The following is an 18536-nucleotide window of genomic DNA, read 5'->3' as shown; positions in this document are numbered from 1 at the left end:
CACATGAACACTCGATCGCCTTCGGCGACCGCAGCGTCCCGCGACCGCATCCTCGACGCCGCACTCGACGAGTTCTTCACGGCCGGTTTCCACGGTGCAACCATGCGAACCATCGGTAACCGTGCAGGTTGCAGCGCTGCAAACGTCTACAACCACTTCGAGAACAAGTCCGATCTACTGGTTGAGATCCTGCGGACCGCGAGCGACGAACAGTTCACCGCGACTCGCAACGCGATCCGTCGGGCCGGGAAAGATCCCGTCGAGCAGTGGCGAGCTGCAGTAGTCGCCCATGCGCTGTACACCGCCAAGCGGCCGCGCGAGTGCCTGGTGGCGAACACCGAGCTGCGCTATCTCGGCGAGATCGACCGCAAGCGCGTGGTCGGATCGCGCGACGCACAGGAACAACAGTTCATCGACATCGCCGAAAGAGCGGTTGAACAGGGGCTTTTCCACGTCGATCGGGTCCATCAGGCGGTCACCGCGGTTCTCCTGATGTGCGCCGGGATCCCGGTGTGGTTCCGCCCGGACGGCCCCCGGACCGCAGCCGAGGTCGCCGAGGATTACGGCCAGTACGCACTCAACCTCGTCGGATACCGTCCCGACCTCGCTCGTCCATTGACCTCAGCATGACCCGATGCTCTAATGGTGAACGACCGTTAATGAGTGATCACCGCACTTCCCCGATCACTTCGGCCCGCATTCACTAGGAGAAGGCCATGACCCATCGGCCGTCACAGCCCCGGACCGACAGCCCGCGCTACCTGACCGAGGAGCGCCTCGCCATCCGCGACCTTGCCCGCGATTTCGCGATGAAGCAGGTCCTGCCGGTTGCCAACGAGCTCGACCCCGTCCAGGGCACCATTCCCGACACCCTCAAGAAGGCGATGGCCGAGGTCGGGTTCTTCGGCATCATGATCCCCGAGGAGTACGGGGGCCTGGGGCTCGGCGTCTTCGAGTACTGCCTTGTCGCCGAGGAACTCTCGCGGGCGTGGATGAGCGTCTCCGGACTGCTGGCGCGCGGCAACGGCATGGGCGGCGGCTTCACCCCCGAGCAGGAAGCCGCCCTGCTGCCACGCGTGGCGCGCGGCGAATACCTCGGCGCCTATGCGCTCTCCGAGGCCGAGGCCGGCTCCGATGTCGCCAACATCTCCTGCCGGGCCACCCGTGACGGCGACGAGTGGGTCGTCAGCGGCACCAAGATGTGGTGCACCTATGCCGACGAGGCCGACTACCTCGTCCTGTTCGCCCGCACCGATCCGAACAAGGACCCGGCCAAACCCCACCGCGGTATCAGCGCCTTCCTCGTCGAGAAGGAACGCGGCGAGTTCCCCGAGGGCATCTCCGGCACCAAGGTCCGCAAGATCGGCTACTTCGGCTGGAACACCTGGGAACTGTCGTTCGACAACTTCCGCATCCCGGCCGACCGCATGCTCGGCGAGGAGGGCAAGGGCTTCTACCTCGCGGTCAGCGGCCTGGAGGTCGGGCGCGCCCACACCGCCGCACGCGCCATCGGTCTGGCCCGTGCCGCGCTCGAGGACTCCATCGCCTACATGCACACCCGCAAGCAGTTCGGCCACGAACTCGCGGACTTCCAGCACCTGCGTTTCAAGATCGCCAAGATGGCCGCCGACATCGAGGCGGCCCGGCAACTGATGTACTCGGTCGCCACCGACATCGACACCGGCCGGCGGTGTTCGCTCGAGGCATCGATGTGCAAGCTCGTCGCCACCGAGATGGCCGAACGGGTGACGAGTGAAGCCGTCCAGATCCACGGCGGCGCCGGATACACCACCGACTTCCAGGTCGAACGGCATTGGCGCGACGCACGTCTCACCAAGATCTTCGAGGGCACCAGCGAGATCCAGATGCGGATCATCTCCGACGAGCTGTTGGGCAGGGCCGGGTCATGACCACCGCCATCGCCTCGCTCCGCGTCGGAGTCCGGACCTCCACCCGCACCCACCTCGCTGCCGACGTCCTCCAACGCCACGGGCTCCGCATTCCATCACGTTCACCGTCTTTCGGGATGGTTCTCGCCGAGTGGCTCACCGACCCGGTCCCGTGCGCGGAACGTGTCGCCATCTCCTGGTCGGCGACCACCCCCATCGCCGAAACCGATCACGTCCATGCGACCACCGTGGTGACCAGGGTCGGCGCCGACTGCATCGACCGCGAGGTCCGCCTGATCGACGACGCCGGCCGGGTACGCGAATCCGGCACGGAGACATGGTGTACCGAGGTCGATCCCCAGCCGGTGCCCGAGCTCGACTTCTGCTCGGTCGAGTGGGGTGAGCAGCTGCGCGCCCGCCTACACCAGGACGCCGCGTTCACCTCGTCGGTCTCCACCTGGGACGGCACCGTCGGACTACGTTGCGGCACCCGCGAGGTGCACCTGCGCATCTACAAGGGGCAGGTCATCGACGTCACCCGGCGCTCCCTCCTGGGCGCCACCTTCACCTTCGAGGCCTCCCCCGCGTCCTGGGTGGACCTCATGCAGTCCGACTCCGACGACTTCATGCGGCGCGCACTTCGCGGTGAATTCTCCTCAGCCGGTAACGGTTACGAGTACCTGCGATTGACCAAGCCGCTGCACGCGATCATCCAGAACGCGCGGGCATTGGCCCAGGAGGTGAACTCATGATCGAGGCACGCTACCTCGAGATCCAGGGCGCTCTGGCGTTCGTCGAGATCGTCACCGCCGATCCCACGGCCTCCGGTGAGCGCATCGCCGACACCCCGACCGTGCTGTGCATCCACACCGCGGGGCAGAGCGGCGTCCAATGGCGCCGTGCCGCGCAGGACATCGCCGACCGTGGGTACCGCGTCGTCGTGCCGGACCTGCCGGGTCACGGTCGTTCCGAACCCTGCCCGACGGGCCCGGTCACGAGCCTCGTCGATTACGCGGACTGGTTGACCACCGTCCTGCGGCAGCTGGACGTCGAACGGCCCTATGTCATCGGCTGTTCCATCGGCGGCAAGCTCACACTGGAGCTGGCGACGCGGCCGGAGTATCCGCTCGCCGGAGCAGTCGCGATGGCCGCCGAGGCCGGACCGGGCCGCGTCAAGATCGCCGGCCTGCGACGCGAACTCGAGGATGTGGCCGGCCCGGCCCGAGCGGAGCGCACCTACCTCGGCAGTCTCGCCTCCGTCGGGCGGGCAGTACCCGCCGCGCAGGCACATCTGATCGGTCTCATGCACAAACGTGAGGACCCGGAGATCTCGTCGTCGGACCTCATCGGCTGGGGTAGTCACGATGTCCGCGACCGGCTCTCCGATCTCACCTGCGGCCTGCACCTGATCTGCGGCGCCGACGACCCGTGGATCAGCGTCGACGCCGTCCGTCACGCCGCCGCCGAGATCAACGAACTCGACGGCCCGCGTGCACAATTCACCGAGCTGGCGGGGTACGGCCACTACCCGATGGAAGAGCTCCTCGACTTCGGAACACTCGCCGACGCCTGGCTGCGATCCCTCCCAGCCGGGAGCCGCACCCCGGAGGCGGTGTCATGACCCTCACAACCCATCCCACGCTCGCCGGAATGCTCGCCGATCTCGTTCACCAGTCCCCCGACACCCCGGTCGCGATGGATGTCGCCGACGGCGAGGTCATCACCCTCACCCGCTCCGAACTCGGCCGTCGTGTCGATCAGTTGCGAGAAGAACTGTCCCGCATCGGCATCCGCCGCGGCCAGTGTCTGGCGGTGTACCTGCCCAACTGGTCCGACGCGTTGGTCTGGCAGTTCGCCGCATCCGCGCTCGGCGCGCACGTCATCGGGGTCAACACCCGGTACAACGTCGGCGAGGTCGCGCACATCCTGACATCGGCACGCCCCGCGGTGGTGGCCGTCCCCGCACAGTTCCACGGACTCGACATCTTCGGCACCCTGCGCGAGGCGAGTCACGCGGCCGATCCTCTCCCGGCGGTCGCGGTGGTCCCCGGGCCGTCGAACCCCGACGCGACGGCTTCCGATTTCGATCTCGGTGCCGGGGCCTGGATCGCCGGCAGCGGCGACACCACGGGCGTCTCCGCATCCGCGACCCCGTCGACGGCGGAATGGACCCCGGCAGGCGAACGAGCCGCGCGTTCCGGCGAACTCGCGGTCGCGTTCACGACCTCCGGTTCCACCGGGACACCCAAGCTCGCCGCCCACCGGGATTCGGCCGTGGTCCGGCACGCGCATGCCGACTCGGTGCTCATGGGCGTCCGCGAGGGCGACGTGATCCTGGGCGTTCTGCCGGTGTCCGGTGTCTTCGGATTCAGCACGGCCATGGCCGGTCTCGCGGGTGGTGCAGCCATCCTGATGGAGCCCGTCTTCGACGCCGCGGCGACCCTCGCCCGGGTCGAATCGTTGCGCGTCACCCACATCGTCGGCGGTGACGACCTCTTCGGGCGCCTCTACGACACCTGGCACGACGGCCGGCTAACCGATCTGACCTCGTTGCGCTGGCTCGGCATCGCCGACTTTCTCGGCAGGTCCCACGACATCGCACGGTGGGCACGCGACGAGGCCGGGGCGCAGACGACCGGCGTCTTCGGCTCGTCGGAGGTCTTCGCCCTGGCGCTGCTCTGGTCGTCCGACGACCCCGAGTCGGTGCGGTGGAACGGCGGTGGCCGTCCGGTCGAGTCCGCCATCGAGGTACGCGTCGTCGACCCACTCGACGATCGTGTACTGGGCATCGGCGAGGAGGGTGAACTGCAGTTCCGCGGCCCCAACGTCGTCGACGCCTACCTCGGCAACCCGGATGCCGCCGCGCGTGCGTTCGCCGCGGACGGCTGGTTCCGCAGCGGCGATCTCGCACGCGTCGACACCGGCGGATTCCGTTACGTATGCCGCATGGGGGATGTGCTGCGGCTGCGCGGTTTCCTCGTCGACCCGGCCGAGATCGAGCACCGTCTCGCCGAACACGAGAACGTGCAGACAGCGAAGGTCGTCGGGCTCACCGGTTCGGGTGGTTACACCGAGGCCGTGGCCTTCGTCGTGCCGGTCGACGCCGGCGCAGACCTCGACGCCCCGTCGTTGAAGACCTGGTGCCGTGATCGCCTGGCCGCCTTCAAGGTGCCCGCGGCCGTCCATGTCATCGACCAGATGCCGACCACCTCGGGCGGCAACGGGACCAAGATCCGGGCCGTCGAACTGCGCGAGTGGGCGCAGAGATGGTCCGGCCAGGAAGTGGACTATCGCAAAGGAACACCCGCATGACCGTCAGCACGCCGCCCCCCGCAGCCGACGACGTCGTCATCTGCGAGCCGCTCCGCACGCCGGTGGGACGCTACGGCGGCTCGTTCGTCGACGTACCGGCCACCGAACTGGCCGCCACCGTCCTCTCCGAACTGTTGCGTCGCACCGGGATCGATCCGGCGAGCATCGACGACGTCATCTTCGGGCAGTGCTACCCGAACGGCGAGGCGCCGGCGATCGGGCGTGTCGCCGCACTCGATGCGGGCCTCCCCATCACCGTGCCGGGTTCGCAGCTCGACCGTCGCTGTGGCTCGGGCCTGCAGGCGGTTCTCGACGCCGCGATGCGCATCCAGACCGGGGTCGCCGACCTGGTCATCGCCGGCGGCGTCGAATCGATGAGTCGCGCAGAGTATTACACCGAATCGATGCGGTGGGGTGCCAAGGGCGCGCCGGCAGCTCTGCACGATCGACTGGCCCGTGGCCGCGTCACGTCGGGCGGCAAGAACCATCCGGTTCCCGGCGGCATGCTCGAGACCGCGGAGAACCTGCGCCGCGAATACTCGATCCCGCGACAGGAACAGGACGAGCTGGCCGTCGAATCGCACCGTCGTGCGGTGGCCGCCATCGAGAGCGGCAAGTTCGCGGAAGAGATCGTCCCCGTGTCGGTCCCGCAGCGCAAGGGCGACGACACGGTCGTCGACCGCGACGAGCACCCCCGTGCCGACACCACGCTGGAGTCACTGGCCCGGCTGCGGCCGATCATGGGCAGGTCCGATCCCGAGGCCACCGTCACCGCGGGTAACGCCAGCGGCCAGAACGACGGCGCCGCAGCCACACTGGTGACCACCCGCGCGAACGCCGAGCGTCTCGGCCTCAAACCGCTCGCCCGTTTGGTCACCTGGGCGGTCGCCGGTGTCGGGCCGGAGGTGATGGGCATCGGCCCCGTCCCGTCCACCGCGAAGGCGTTGTCGCGCGCGGGCCTCGAACTCGCCGACATCGACCTCATCGAGTTGAACGAGGCCTTCGCCGCCCAGGCGCTCGCGGTCACCCGGGAGTGGAAGTTCACCGACGCCGATTTCGACCGCACCAACGTCAACGGATCGGGCATCTCGCTCGGCCACCCGGTCGGTGCGACGGGCGTCCGGATTCTGACGACGCTGCTTCGTGAACTCGACCGTCGTGAGGCGCGTTTCGGCCTCGAGACCATGTGCATCGGCGGCGGGCAAGGACTCACCGCGATTTTCGAGCGGGTGTGACCTCAGGTTTCGCGACCCCGAAGGCGGGTACCACCGGTGGATGACGCTCCCGATTCGGGTGAGCCCGAAATCGGGCATGACCGTCGATCGCCTCTCCGAGTACCTCGGAACGCCGATCGTCGGTGACCCCCGTGTCGGCCACCGGATGGTTCGCGATCTCGTCGATGACTCGCGCACCGTCCGCCCGGGTGATGCGTACCTGGCGATTCCGGGGAGTCGCTGGCACGGGCTCGATTTCGAAGACGAGGTGGCAGCCGCCGGCGCGGTCCTGGCGATCAGCGACCGACCGTCGTCGGCACTCCCCACCCTGATCGTCGACGAGCCGCGAAAAGTGGTGGGCCCGTTGGCGTCCTGGTTCCACGACGAACCCTCCCGCGATCTCCGCGTCTTCGGTGTCACCGGCACCAACGGCAAGACCAGCACGACCCACTTCATCGACGCCGCCCTCACCGCGGCGGGCGAATCGGCCGGACTGATCTCCGGCGCACGCATCCGGGGCCCCGGCTACGACCTGGTGCCGACGCGCACCACCCCCGAGGCACCCATGCTGCAGCGAACGCTGGCGACATTCCGGCGACACGGTGTCACCGGGTGTGCGATGGAGGTCTCCTCCCACGCCGTCGACCAGCACCGCGTCGACGGCACCGCCTTCCGTGTCATGGCCTTCGCCAACTTGAGCGACGACCACCTCGACTATCACGGCTCGATGGAGACCTACTTCGCGACGAAGGCGGACATGTTCACCGTCGAGCGGACGCAGATCGCTGCGATCAGCATCGACGACGACTGGGGTGCACGCCTCGCAGCCGGCACCGCTCCCGAGACATGGACATGCTCGGCCCTGGACGCGACTGCCGATGTGTATGCGACCGACATCCGTTGTGCCGACACAGGAACCCGATTCACCGCTCACACGCCGTACGGCACCGGCGACATCCGCCTACAGACCCTGGGTCCCCACCAGGTCGCCAACGCGCTCCTCGCCCTCACCAGCGTGGTGGCCGACGGGGTCGACGTCGCGGCCGCCGCCGAAGGGATCTCGTCGGTGACCGGCGTCGCGGGACGTTGTGAACCCGTCCGTGCCGGCCAGTCGTTCGTGGCGATCGTCGACTACATGCACAACACCGCAGGTCAGCACGCACTGCTTCCCTACCTGAGGTCGCTCGCGTGCGGACGATTGATCCTGGTGGTCGGCGCGACCGGCGGGCGGGATCCCGGCAAGCGCCGACCGTTGGGCCAGGTGGCAGCACAGTACGCAGACGTCGTCATCGTCACCGATGAGAGTCCGGAGGACGAGGACCCGGACGCGATCAGAGCCGAGGTCCTACGGGGAGCGCGCCACGGGGACTCCGCAGTGGTCGTCGAAGAACCGGATCGGGGAGCCGCGCTCACCCGGGCGGTGTCCATGGCACGTCCCGACGACATCGTGGTCGTGACCGGGCGCGGGAGCGACACCTTCCGGCGGTACGGTCCCCGGACGTCCTTCTTCGACGACCGGGCCGAACTACGACGAGCCATCGTGGAATCACTCGATACGCAGCCCTGATGCGGAATGCGGGCACCGAGCAGGCTGTAGTCGCGGCGCCCCCGTGTTTGGCGCGGCATACCGTCGGGCATACGCGTCGCGGAGGAATGCACCACCCCGACGTTTCTCCGCCAGGCCCGTCGGGCGCCCACCCCTTGACGCCCGACGGGCCGTCCGCGGAGTCGTTCCATTTCATCCGGCGAACCAGTTACTCGCTGAAAACCGCCCCTGCGATCCGCCCTCCAGCGGCGGGCCGCTGACACGATGTCGACGACGCCCCTGCACGGCGACGTCGTCAGGGTCCGTTCTCAGGGGTGTTTCTCAGCGCGAACCGGGTGCCGAGCCGGGCGCGAATCGCGCCACCCAACCCTCGAAATGGCCGACGTCGCCGCCGTTCGCCTCGAACCAGCCCCACGGGCCACCCCGATGCCCGGTCACGGCGTCGATGACCAGATCGATCGCCTCCCGCGGCGTGCGCAGGATCGGCGCATCGAGCGACGTACCCCTCGGAACGCGGTCGCGGTGCTGCAGGCGCGCCAGGACCCCGGCGATGTTCTGCTCGGTCTGCTGATAATCGGCGATGATCGCGGCCTCGTCGACACCGGCGAGGAGTTCGGCGATCGCGACGATCACGCCGGTGCGGTCCTTACCGGCCGCGCAGTGGACGAGGGTCGGGCCGGCCGGGTCGAAGGCGTTGAGGGCCGCCGTCAACCGATCCCCACCGGTCTGCATCATCGCCGTGTAGATGTCGGTCAGTGGGGTGTCGGCGAGGCGGTCCACTCGTGCTCCCGACGACACCTGGCGGTGTACCAGCCGGACCTCGGCCGGCCACGTCACCCGTACAGCGCCGGACTCGGACGGGTCACGCAGATCGACCACGGTCGACGGCGGCCACGGCACACCGACCGGATCGTCGTCGTCCGGATAGGGCGCGTCGCTGCGGATCAGCACCCCGTGCGAGGTGGATCCGCCGGAGACGAGCGGCAGTCCCCCGAGATCGCGGATGTTCGCGAGAGATCGCAGAACCCGGTCGGCATCGCGCTCACCAGCAGTGGAGAAGGTCACTCCGGCCTCCGTCGTCTTGCCCGGTCCATGTCCGATTCACCGTACCCCGGTCACGTACGGTGAAGCGATGATCCAGTACCACTCGTACGCCCCCGCAGAGGGGCATCGTCTCGCTCACGACCCCCTCAACGCGATCATCGCCCCGCGTCCGATCGGCTGGATCTCCACGGTGTCCGATGCAGGGGCGCGAAATCTCGCTCCCTACAGCTTCTTCAACCTGTTCAACTACTCCCCGCCGATCATCGGTTTCGCGAGCGTCGGCTGGAAAGACACTGTCGCCAACGCGAAGTCGACCGGCGAGTTCGTCTGGAACCTCGCGACCGATTCGGTCGGCGAGAAGATGAACGCCACCTCTGCGGCACTCCCCGCCGACACCGATGAATTCGAGCACGCCGGTCTGACCGCCCGCGACTCCGAGCTCGTGCGCCCGGCCCGGGTCGCCGAGAGTCCGGTCACCTTTGAGTGCCTGGTCACCGACGCCTTCCAATTGCGTTCGGCCGCAGGGGAGTCCGTGGACACCTGGATGGTACTCGGCGAGGTCGTGAAGGTGCACATCTCGACAGAGCTGCTCGGTGACGACCTCGTCTACGACACCGCACGTGCCCAACCGCTGCTGCGTGCCGGGGGTCGGGGTGACTACTTCTTGCCCAGCAACGAACATCACCGGTACATGGAGCGGCCGAAACCCCTGTCGCGCTAGGTTCCCGACGCCGCGTGCTCGATGGCCTCGGCGGTCGGCATCCCGGTTCGCGCCCCGACGTGGGCCACCGACAGCGACGCCGCAGCCGCACCGCGCCGCGTGGCCGTGACAAGGTCGAGCCCGCCTGCCAGCGACGCGGCCACCACGCCGTTGAAAGTGTCGCCGGCGCCGGTCGTGTCGACCACCGACTCGACCTCACCCGCCGGTACCGACGTCACGCCGGTAGGGTCGACGACCAACACGCCATCTGCGCCCAGCGTGACCACGACGGTGACGTCGAGATGCCGGGCCAGCGCCGTTGCCATCTCGGCCTCGGCCGGGCCGCGCGGGGCGTCGGGCAGGGTCCGCGCGTACAGATCGCGCAGTTCCGAGGAGTTCGGCGTGAGGATGTCCGGGACCGAGAGCACCCCGAAGAGCTCGTCGAGGACCGGCGCCGGATTCACGACACATGGGATGCCGTGCTCAGCAGCAGCTCTCACCGCTGCTACCGCGGCGTCGGGAGTTATCTCGGTACTGATCAGCACGCACCCGGCACCCCAGTCCGCCGCGCGGGTCACGGCTTCACGCACGTGCTCCGGCTCAACCCGGCCGTTCGCCCCGGACCCCACCGCGATCTGGTTCTCGCCGGACGGGTCGACCACGATGAGCGCTGCGCCGGTGGAGACGTTGCCGATCCGGGCAACCTCGGTCACGTCGATGCCCTCGTCCGCCAGCTCGCCGAGCGCACTCGCACCCATCTCGTCGTCGCCGACCGCGCCGCAGTACCGAACGGCGGCTCCGGCGCGGGCCGCCGCCACGGCAGCATTGGCACCCTTACCGCCTCCGTGACTGTTCACGCCCGGCCCGACGACGGTCTCCCCGGGCCCGGGAAGTCGGTCGGCGGTGACGACCAGGTCGACGTTCACGGCGCCGATCACGAGCACCTTCGCCGCGTCTGCATCGGTCATGTCGGCTCCTTCGGGTCGGCCCGGTGGTTGGGCCGATTGTGGCACCTCGACTCGTCACCGATCGTGCGCCTCGCGACGACGGGACCGCCCGTATGCGAGGGCCGAGTTGTTGTAGCGTGGCAGACGGCTGTTCTGGTCTCCTTGCGGGAGCCGAACAGCTGGTATCCGGGTTCAGCTCACGAGACCGGAGTACCGCTGTCCATCAGGTGCCGTCGCACCCCGACGCGAGCGGTACTCACCAGGGCTGTCCCCTCGTCCCAGGATGGAGCCGGTCGTGGTGAGTGGTGATCGCGATGAGGACGGAACCCGTCCTCCCGCCGGCACTCGCGAAGGGTCCCCGGTCTTCGCCGGGGTCGCGGAGGTGTGTGAGACCGCTGTCCGGTGGTGTGGGGCCGACGGCGCGGCCGCGGCGATGTTCACGAAGGAACTCGGAGTGCGTGAGTTGGTCTATGCGACCGACCCGGTGGCCCACCGGATCGACGACCTGCAGTTCACCCTGGGCGAGGGCCCATGCCTCGACGCCTACCTGCTGTCGACCCCGCAACTCGTCGATGACGTGGCGGAGGCCGATGCACGTGTGCACTGGCCGGCCTTCATTGCCGAGGTGGCGGAGGCGGGTGTCGCCGCCGTGTTCGCCTTCCCCATCGAGGACGACGGTCGCCCGCTCGGCGTCCTGGAGCTGTATCGCACCACTGCCGGTCCGCTGAGCGCGGCCGAGTTCGCCCGGGCAACCGCGTGTGCCGACGCCGCAGCCCGCACGATCGTCGACAACTGGTCCCGGTACCTGGACGAGTCCGACTCCAGCTCGCCCGCGGACGCGATGGCCGAGGAGATGTCGGCCGCGGACCAGTCCGGTGAGTTCTCGCGCTCGCGGATCTACACGGCCTCTGGGATGCTGGCCGTGCAACTCGTGGTGCTACCGGACGAGGCACTGGACCGTATGCGCGCGTACGCCTTCCGATCGGGGCGCCCGATCGGGCGGGTCGCGGACGACATCATCGCGCGGAGGCTGACGGGCGCCGATCTCGACGATCCGGACCAGGGAGCGCACGATCACGAGAACGACGGGGGCCCACGATGACCGAAGCCTGGCGGGTGAGCACCGCCGTCGCGTCCGTCACCGGGACCATGGTTCACGAGTTCGACGTCCCGACCGTTCTGCAGAATGTCGCGGAGCGGACCCGTCTGTGTTTCGAGGCGCATTCCGCGGCCGTGGTCCTTCTCGACCCGCGCCGGGAACCCGACTCTCCGTCGCTGCACATCGTCGCCGAGTCGTCCGCGGTGGACCACGCGTCGTACCCGCTGCTGTACACCTCGGGTCCGGCGCTCGAGAGTGCTCGCAGCGGAGCAATCGCGTTGATCTCCGATCTGACCGACGCGACCGACACCCGGTGGCCGCAGTACCGCCGGCACGCACTCGAAGCGGGCTTCCGCGGTGTCCGTGCTTTCCCCGTGGTCGCGATGCATGTGCCCATCGGTGCGATCGTGGTCCACACCGTGGACCCGTGGTCGTACGACCAGCCGAATCAGGCCGGGCAGGTGTTCGCCGACCTGACCTCACTCGCCCTGTCGGCCGCCGGTGGGGCCGACGCCCGACAGGTCCGGCTCGAGGAGTCCATCGACTCGGTTCTGGAGGGGGTCACCGTGACGGCCACCGCCGTGGGGATCATCGCCGAGATCCGGGGCGTCGACCTCATAGAGGCCCGGGTCCTGCTCACACGACTGGCGCGCGCACACGCCGTCACCCCGACCACCCATGCACGCAGCATCGTCGCGGCCCAGCGGGAACATCCGCGTGACCCGGAATCGACCGGGCTGCTGGGCTTCCCAGAGTTCGGGACGCTGCCCGCCGACGAGTCCTGACCGGACTACGGCGTGTCGTCGGACGACAGGGTTCCCGGCTGGGAGGTCAGCTGTCGTGCCACCTCCGCGACACTGGTCTGCGAACTCTGGGACAGCTTCCTCAGTAGGTCGAACGCATGGTCGGCGTCGACACCGAAGCGTTCCATGATCATCCCCTTCGCCTGCCCGATCACATCGCGCGAGGACAGTGCGAGCTGGAACTGCTCTTGGCGCCGCGCGGCATCGAGCATCAGCGCCGCATGTGCGGCCAACGCGTGGCCTCTGCTGATGGCCTCCTCGCTCATGCCGCCGGCTCGCGTCGAGTACACGTTCAGCGCACCCAGTCGATCACGGTCGGTGAACAATTCGTAGGACACCACCGACCGGAGGGGTGAGGAAACGACGACGGCGGCCGCCAGCGCGGGCCAACGGGAGTCGGCACGGATATCGGGGGTCCGGACCGTGCATCGATGACGCGTCGCGTCGAAGGACGGGCCCTCCCCGACGTCCCGCTGGAGGCGGCCGAACCGGTCGGCCGCGTCGTCGGTGGGCGCAACCGGCCGGAACCGGCTCCCGCTGCCGAGAGTGATCCCGGCGCACTCGACGCCGTCGATGACTTCGGTTGCCGCGCCCGCGATCTCCGCACACACCGCATCTACTCCGAGCAGACTCTTCGAATGCAGGGCACGCGCCACCTGAGCTAGCCTGCCCAACAGATCGGCGCCTTGATGACCAGCCAAGAGGAACCCTTTCGCGACATCGACTCGACGACCGATCCTTGAGCGTCACCTGTCGATTCAAATTACCTCTGCCGGTCTGCGGGCTCCGACCGGCCCCGGTGCATCACGGCGTGGTCGACGCACCCCGCTTCGGCAGCACCCAGCCGGCACGCGGGAAGTGGCAGGTGTAGCCGTTCGGGTAGTTGAGCAGATAGTCCTGGTGCTCGGGTTCGGCCTCCCAGAACGGACCCGCCGGTTCGATCGTCGTGACCGCCGGCCCCGGCCACAGACCCGAGGCGTTCACGTCGGCGATCGTGTCCCGGGCCACCTCCTCCTGCTCCGGAGTCAGCGGGAAGATCGCGGACCGGTAGCTCGTTCCGACGTCGTTGCCCTGACGGTCGCGGGTGGTCGGATCATGGATCTGGAAGAAGAACGCCAGGATGGCCCGGTAGGTCGTCTCGGTCGGGTCGAAGACGATCTCGACCGCCTCGGCGTGTCCGGGGTGGTTGCGGTAGGTGGCGTGGTCGTTCTGTCCGCCGGTGTAGCCGACGCGGGTGTCGAGGACTCCCGGCTGCTTGCGGATCAGGTCTTCCATGCCCCAGAAACATCCGCCGGCGAGGACTGCGGTCTCGGTGCCGGGGCGGACGGTGATCTGACCGGTGTCGGTGGTCATGCGGTCTCCTCTTCGGTGTGGGTTGTGGTGTGGAACAGGTCGATGTACTCGCCGTATCCCTCGGCCTCGAGGTCGCGAACCGGGATGAAGCGCAGCGCGGCCGAGTTCATGCAGTAGCGCTGTCTGCCGGCGTCTCGCGGCCCGTCGTCGAAGACGTGGCCGAGGTGGCTGTCGGCGCCCGACGAACGCACCTCGGTGCGACGCATCCACAGGGTGCGATCGGTCTTCGTGGTCACCGCGGCGTCGTCGATGGGCCGGGTGAAGCTCGGCCATCCGGTGCCGCTGTCGTATTCGTTGGTCACGATTCCTCCTGTCCACCGGCGGCTCGTCGGTCTGTCGGAGCCTTTCCGGCGTCACCGTGCACAACAACGCGGCGTCGTGTTTTGGTCCCGCCCCCTCTCAGACGTCCGCACTCGGCACCGTGCCGGCGGTGACGGCTCCGAGCCGACGCCGCGCGCGGAGTTCGTAGGGACGTGCACCGGTGTCCCGGGCGAGGCGAATGGCCTCGCGTAGGTCTTCGGTGCCGTCTTCACCGAGGATGATGCGGGCGGTGCCGCGGAACATCACCGCAGGTCCGAGGCATACCAACCCGGGCCACTGGACGATGAGGCCCGACGACCAGTCGCCGACCAGGTGGACGATGCGGCGGCAGATCTCACGGGCACCCTCGACACGGCCGGCATCGAGTGAGATCGAGTACAGCGCCTCGATGAGCAGCGGCACCCGCGCGACGACGCGTGACCCGGTCCATCGGTGCGCGTCGGCGGTGAGTTCGGTGGCCAGCCGCAGGGCACGGTCGTGGTTCCCGGCTTCGGCGGAGCCGAGGGCGATCACCAGGGCGAAGTCGTCGTCGACCTCCTCGGCCAGGGTGTCGAAGGCGGGGAGCATCGAGGCGAGCTCGCCGCGATGCCAGGCCTGGATCGAAGCGCTGGTCGCCATCGACGCCTCGCCCAGGAGCCGCGCACGTTCGGACAGGCCGCCGACGGTCGCCGCGAACTTCTCGGCCAACGATGTACTGACCTCGTAGTCGCCGCGCAGCAGCGCGAGCATCACCTGCCACCAGAGCTGCATCGTGTCCAGATCGGTTCCGCTGCCCCGGCCGACGAGTCGCGCGAACTCCGCCGACAACCGTCGGGCCATGCGGACGTCGCCGGCCTCGAGTGCGCACACCCGCTGCAGGTGCACGGCGGTCGCTCGCAGGTCGTGGTTGCCGGCGGACATCTCGTACAGCTCGCGGGCGATCTTGCGGCGATCTGCGAGCCGGGTCGGCTCCCAGTTCACCAGGAACTCGGCGAGCGCGACCTCGTAGTCGCCCGCCGCACCGGCATAGACCACGCGAGCCGCTCCGAGATGGTCCTCGGCGCCGGACATGCCGAGCACGCTCAGGCGGGCCGCCTCGGTGGCGTGGAGTCGGGCGGTGACCTCGGGAGCGAGAGACTCCGCGTGCGCCAATGCTTCTCGAGCAAGGGCCGAGTCGTCGGACTGGACGATTCCGAAACCCGACCAGTAACCGGCCACACCGCGCGGCGAGGCCAACAGAGCGGTCTCGGCGAGTGCCGGCCAGTCGCCGAGCTCTCTGCTGATCGCGGCGGCGGACTCGAATGAGGCACGTGCGGAATCGAACTGACCGGTCCGGATCGCCGCGGTGCCGGCGATCCGATGCAGGTCGACGGCCAGGTCGGCATCGGGTTGCGGGAGCGTGAGACCCCGGCGTGCGAGTTCGAGGGCCCGATGGTCGGCGGAGGCGTCCACGGATCGGTGCGCGGCCAGCACACATGCCCGGATCGCCAGTGCCACCGAGGATTCGTCGATCGCGGATTCGACGCGGTGCACTGCGATGGCCTCAAGGTCGTGGGGCCGGGCGGATTCGATGGCCGATGCCAAACGGGCGTGGGCCTCGACCCGCTGCGTCCGGCTGGTTCGTGCGACGATGCCTTCGCGAACAGCATCGTGAGCCACGACGATCCCGCCGTCTCCGGCGTTGTCGACCAGACCGGCCCGTCGGAGCTCACCGATCAACCGGGTGCCGACGGGTTCCGCCAGTTCGGCGACCACGCCGTCGGTCAGCTCTCCTCCGGAGACCGCGATGGCGACCATCAAACGCGAAGCCTCCTTGGAGAGTTCGTCGAACCGTGCGGCGATCATGGTCTGCGCGGGGTGGTCTGTGTCGGGAATCGCTCCGATCGCCGCCGCGTCGCACAACTGGCGGGCGACCATCGGACTGCCGAGGGCCTGTGCCGCCAGATCGTCGCGGTCGACCTGACTGCTCGGACCGAGATCGGCCAGTCGCGCGTCGATCAGCGCGCGGATCTCGTCGGATGAGAGTTCGGCGACGCGGAGCCGTGTGACTGGAGCATGGCGTTCGAGGGCCGATCCGATGATCGTCACCGGTTCGGCGGTCGCGTCGCGGCAGGTCGCCAGCACGGTGACCGGGATCCGTCCCAGGCCGGCGATCACCCGGGCCAGCACGCGCGCCGAGTCGGTGTCGAGCCATTGCAGATCGTCGAGGACGAGGACCGATCGGCCGCGCTCGTTGATGTCGGTCCAGACATTCGCCGCAATGTCGGCCGCGGTCGGGATCTCGCCACCGGCGTGACCGTCGCCGAACAACTCCGCGATCCCGCCGAATGCAGATCCGGAATCCCCTGCGCGCCCGATGAATCGGCGGGCGTGGGCGTCATGTCGGGTGAGGAGTTGTTCGACCAGCGCCGTCTTGCCGATACCGGACGGTCCGATCAGCAACGCTCCGGCCGGATTGTTCTCGCCGGCTCGCCAGACCTGTTCCAGGACTCCGACTTCCACCGTTCGTCCGACGAGTTCACGCGCCTCGGGTGGCGGCGGGATGCGGACCGTGGCGGTCACCGGAACCGGTTCGCGCAGTTCGGATTCGAGGGCGAGGGTCTCGGGTCCGGGGTCGAGGCCGAGGTCGTCGCGGAGCGCTTGGCGCAGACGGCGGATCGCGTCGAGCGCATCGGCGGTGCGTCCGTCGTCGTGCAGAGCGCGGACCAGCGAACGGACCGCACCCTCGCGGTACGGGTGGCGGCGGCAGAGCGGCGTGAGGAGCGCGGCGGCGCGCCGGTGTTCGCCCACCGACCGGAGGGCGTCGGCGGCCGTCTCGGTCAGCTCCGAGCGCATCTCGTCGAGCCGGCCGAGTTCCGGTGCCAGCTCGGCGATGTCGGCGATCTCCGCGAGCGGGTCACCCCGCCAGAGATCGAGGGCCCGGCACAGCACCTCGGCACCCGCGCGCGGGTCGGTCCGGACCAGGTCGAGACCTTCGGTGCCCAGCTTGTCGAGGAGGTCGAGGTCGGTGGCTGGACCGTCGCAGTGGAGTACGTAACCGGTCGGAACGGTGTCGATGCGGACCGACTCGGCCGGACCGAGTGACCGTCGGAGTCGCGACACGTACCCGTGGAGAGTGCTCGTGGCGGAGGGCGGCGGATCACCTCGCCACAGCAGTTCCGCGACGCGCTCCGGCGAGCAGGCGGTCCGTTCCGCGGTGAGGATCGCCAGCAGGTCGGCGTGTTTGCGGGCGGTCATCCGGATCGGCGAACCGTCGGCGGCAGTCACCGACAGCGGTCCCAGGACCCTGATCGCCGGCATCGGAGCCGAGGTTGCCACGTTCGCCATCCGGTCGGTCGAGGCCTGCCGCACCCTGCCGAGAATACGGCCTGACCTGGTCGGACACTGGCGGCGAAGCGCCCACCAGCCGCGCACAAGGCTAACACCAGCGGGCCCGGTCAGCCTGTGTGACATGACAACCGACACGCACACTCAGGCCCTCTCGACCACAGCCGATCCCACCGGGCCGGGACCGTTCCGGTCACCGAGGTGGAGCACGGTCCGCAAGCTCAGCGGCGCCTCGCTGGTCTCGGCCGGCGCCTCCTGCATCGCCGGCGGCACAATGCATCCCATCGTCGACGGCAAGGCGCACTCGGCGGAAGCGCTGCAGGGCGCGGGCTCGCCGTGGGCGCAGATCCTCATCGCCGTCGGCACCACTCTGCTGCTGCTCGGCCTGCCCGGCATGTACGCCTGGCTGGCGCCGCGGATCGGCATCGCCGGCTTCGTGGGCCTCCTGGCATACGCGCTCGGCAACCTCACCACCGCGACCGGACATCTCACGGTCGAGGTGTTCGTGGCCCAGCCGTACGCGACCGACCCGTCGAAGGCCTGGCTCATCGCCGACAACGACATGATGCTCGACTCCACCGCATTCGAACTGCTCAACACCATCGGCGGACTGGTGATGCTGGCCGGGATGGGACTGCTCGGCGTCAGCCTCATCCGCAACCGGGCCGTCCCGCTGTGGATCGGGGTGCTGACCGTGGTCGGCATGGTCGGGTTCATGCTGCCGATCCCGGCCGTCGCCGGATTCTCGGGTCTCCTCTACGAGGCCCCGCGCGGCATCGCGGTCATCGCGATCGGCGTGCTGATGATCCGCCACCACACCTGGCCGCCTGCCGACCACCACTCCGCCTGAGGCGTAACCGCCCGGCCCCGTCGCCACACCGCGACGGGGCCGGGCGGTGTCGCAGGCACCCGGAATCTGCAGATCCGGACAATTCAGGCTGGTGAATCCCCGTTGTTGCGCGGGTCTACCCTGAAGCCCGCCAACCATCACTGGCGGTCAGG

At 68.9% G+C, this 18536-nt stretch carries 16 protein-coding genes and 1 pseudogene; 11 read left to right on the top strand and 6 right to left on the bottom strand.

Annotation, left to right across the window (positions count from 1 at the left end):
- The first annotated feature begins 3 nt into the window (after positions 1-3).
- From GONAM_RS22000 to GONAM_RS21970, 7 genes are all read left to right on the top strand, one after another.
- Complete coding sequence (locus tag GONAM_RS22000; RefSeq protein WP_006868959.1) at positions 4-630, top strand: TetR/AcrR family transcriptional regulator; 627 nt, start codon at positions 4-6, stop codon at positions 628-630.
- Positions 631-716: 86 nt separating this feature from the next.
- Positions 717-1910: an acyl-CoA dehydrogenase family protein gene (locus GONAM_RS21995; RefSeq protein ID WP_006868958.1), complete on the top strand. Its 1194-nt coding sequence runs from the start codon at positions 717-719 to the stop codon at positions 1908-1910.
- Positions 1907-2641 (top strand): hypothetical protein, encoded by a 735-nt coding sequence (locus GONAM_RS21990; protein ID WP_006868957.1) that lies wholly within the window; start codon positions 1907-1909, stop codon positions 2639-2641. Before GONAM_RS21995 ends, GONAM_RS21990 begins: the two co-directional genes overlap by 4 nt.
- Positions 2638-3510, top strand: coding sequence for an alpha/beta fold hydrolase (locus GONAM_RS21985; RefSeq protein ID WP_006868956.1), 873 nt, complete (start codon positions 2638-2640; stop codon positions 3508-3510). The genes GONAM_RS21990 and GONAM_RS21985 overlap by 4 nt, the downstream gene beginning before the upstream one ends.
- Positions 3507-5201 carry an AMP-binding protein gene (locus tag GONAM_RS21980; RefSeq protein ID WP_006868955.1) on the top strand — a complete coding sequence of 565 codons (1695 nt, stop codon included), beginning with the start codon at positions 3507-3509 and terminating at the stop codon, positions 5199-5201. The genes GONAM_RS21985 and GONAM_RS21980 overlap by 4 nt, the downstream gene beginning before the upstream one ends.
- Complete coding sequence (locus tag GONAM_RS21975) at positions 5198-6436, top strand: acetyl-CoA C-acetyltransferase (protein ID WP_006868954.1); 1239 nt, start codon at positions 5198-5200, stop codon at positions 6434-6436. The genes GONAM_RS21980 and GONAM_RS21975 overlap by 4 nt, the downstream gene beginning before the upstream one ends.
- A 40-nt stretch (positions 6437-6476) precedes the next feature.
- A complete protein-coding gene (locus GONAM_RS21970; protein WP_006868953.1) occupies positions 6477-7982 on the top strand; it encodes a Mur ligase family protein in 1506 nt (501 codons plus the stop codon).
- Positions 7983-8282: 300 nt separating this feature from the next.
- Here GONAM_RS21970 and GONAM_RS21965 read toward each other — a convergent pair whose 3' ends face one another.
- Entirely contained in the window at positions 8283-9026 is a 744-nt protein-coding gene (locus GONAM_RS21965; protein WP_006868952.1) for a tyrosine-protein phosphatase, read from the bottom strand.
- A gap of 67 nt (positions 9027-9093) precedes the next feature.
- Here GONAM_RS21965 and GONAM_RS21960 point away from each other — a divergent pair, with 67 nt between their 5' ends.
- Positions 9094-9726 carry a flavin reductase family protein gene (locus GONAM_RS21960; RefSeq protein ID WP_006868951.1) on the top strand — a complete coding sequence of 211 codons (633 nt, stop codon included), beginning with the start codon at positions 9094-9096 and terminating at the stop codon, positions 9724-9726.
- Here GONAM_RS21960 and GONAM_RS21955 read toward each other — a convergent pair.
- Positions 9723-10673, bottom strand: a complete 951-nt coding sequence (locus GONAM_RS21955) for a PfkB family carbohydrate kinase (RefSeq protein ID WP_006868950.1) — start codon at positions 10671-10673, stop codon at positions 9723-9725. The two genes, GONAM_RS21960 and GONAM_RS21955, sit on opposite strands and share 4 nt — an antisense overlap.
- A gap of 262 nt (positions 10674-10935) precedes the next feature.
- Between GONAM_RS21955 and GONAM_RS21950 the strand changes: the two genes are divergently transcribed.
- Together GONAM_RS21950 and GONAM_RS21945 are read left to right on the top strand one after the other, a co-directional pair.
- The gene (locus tag GONAM_RS21950; RefSeq protein ID WP_051992643.1) at positions 10936-11754 is read left to right on the top strand and encodes a GAF and ANTAR domain-containing protein; all 819 of its coding nucleotides are present in this window, start codon (positions 10936-10938) and stop codon (positions 11752-11754) included.
- Entirely contained in the window at positions 11751-12536 is a 786-nt protein-coding gene (locus tag GONAM_RS21945) for a GAF domain-containing protein (protein ID WP_006868948.1), read from the top strand. The genes GONAM_RS21950 and GONAM_RS21945 overlap by 4 nt, the downstream gene beginning before the upstream one ends.
- A 5-nt stretch (positions 12537-12541) precedes the next feature.
- Here GONAM_RS21945 and GONAM_RS21940 read toward each other — a convergent pair whose 3' ends face one another.
- From GONAM_RS21940 to GONAM_RS21925, 4 genes and pseudogenes are all read right to left on the bottom strand, one after another.
- Complete coding sequence (locus GONAM_RS21940) at positions 12542-13210, bottom strand: ANTAR domain-containing protein (protein WP_245548659.1); 669 nt, start codon at positions 13208-13210, stop codon at positions 12542-12544.
- A gap of 148 nt (positions 13211-13358) precedes the next feature.
- Entirely contained in the window at positions 13359-13907 is a 549-nt protein-coding gene (gene msrA / locus GONAM_RS21935; protein WP_006868946.1) for a peptide-methionine (S)-S-oxide reductase MsrA, read from the bottom strand.
- Positions 13904-14206, bottom strand: a pseudogene (msrB, locus tag GONAM_RS21930) (peptide-methionine (R)-S-oxide reductase MsrB); the annotation flags it as partial. The pseudogene msrB and the gene msrA, both read right to left, overlap by 4 nt.
- Positions 14207-14306: 100 nt before the next feature.
- On the bottom strand, positions 14307-17558 hold the full coding sequence (locus GONAM_RS21925; protein ID WP_245548658.1) for an ATP-binding protein: 3252 nt from the start codon (positions 17556-17558) through the stop codon (positions 14307-14309).
- A gap of 100 nt (positions 17559-17658) precedes the next feature.
- On the opposite strand from GONAM_RS21925, the gene GONAM_RS21920 reads away from it, so the two are divergent.
- Entirely contained in the window at positions 17659-18384 is a 726-nt protein-coding gene (locus GONAM_RS21920) for a hypothetical protein (protein WP_006868943.1), read from the top strand.
- Positions 18385-18536 lie beyond the last annotated feature (152 nt).

The sequence above is a fragment of the Gordonia namibiensis NBRC 108229 genome (assembly GCF_000298235.1).
Taxonomy (GTDB): domain Bacteria; phylum Actinomycetota; class Actinomycetes; order Mycobacteriales; family Mycobacteriaceae; genus Gordonia; species Gordonia namibiensis.
Note: the sequence above shows the minus strand (reverse complement) of the source record. Positions and strands in the feature narration are given on the sequence as shown.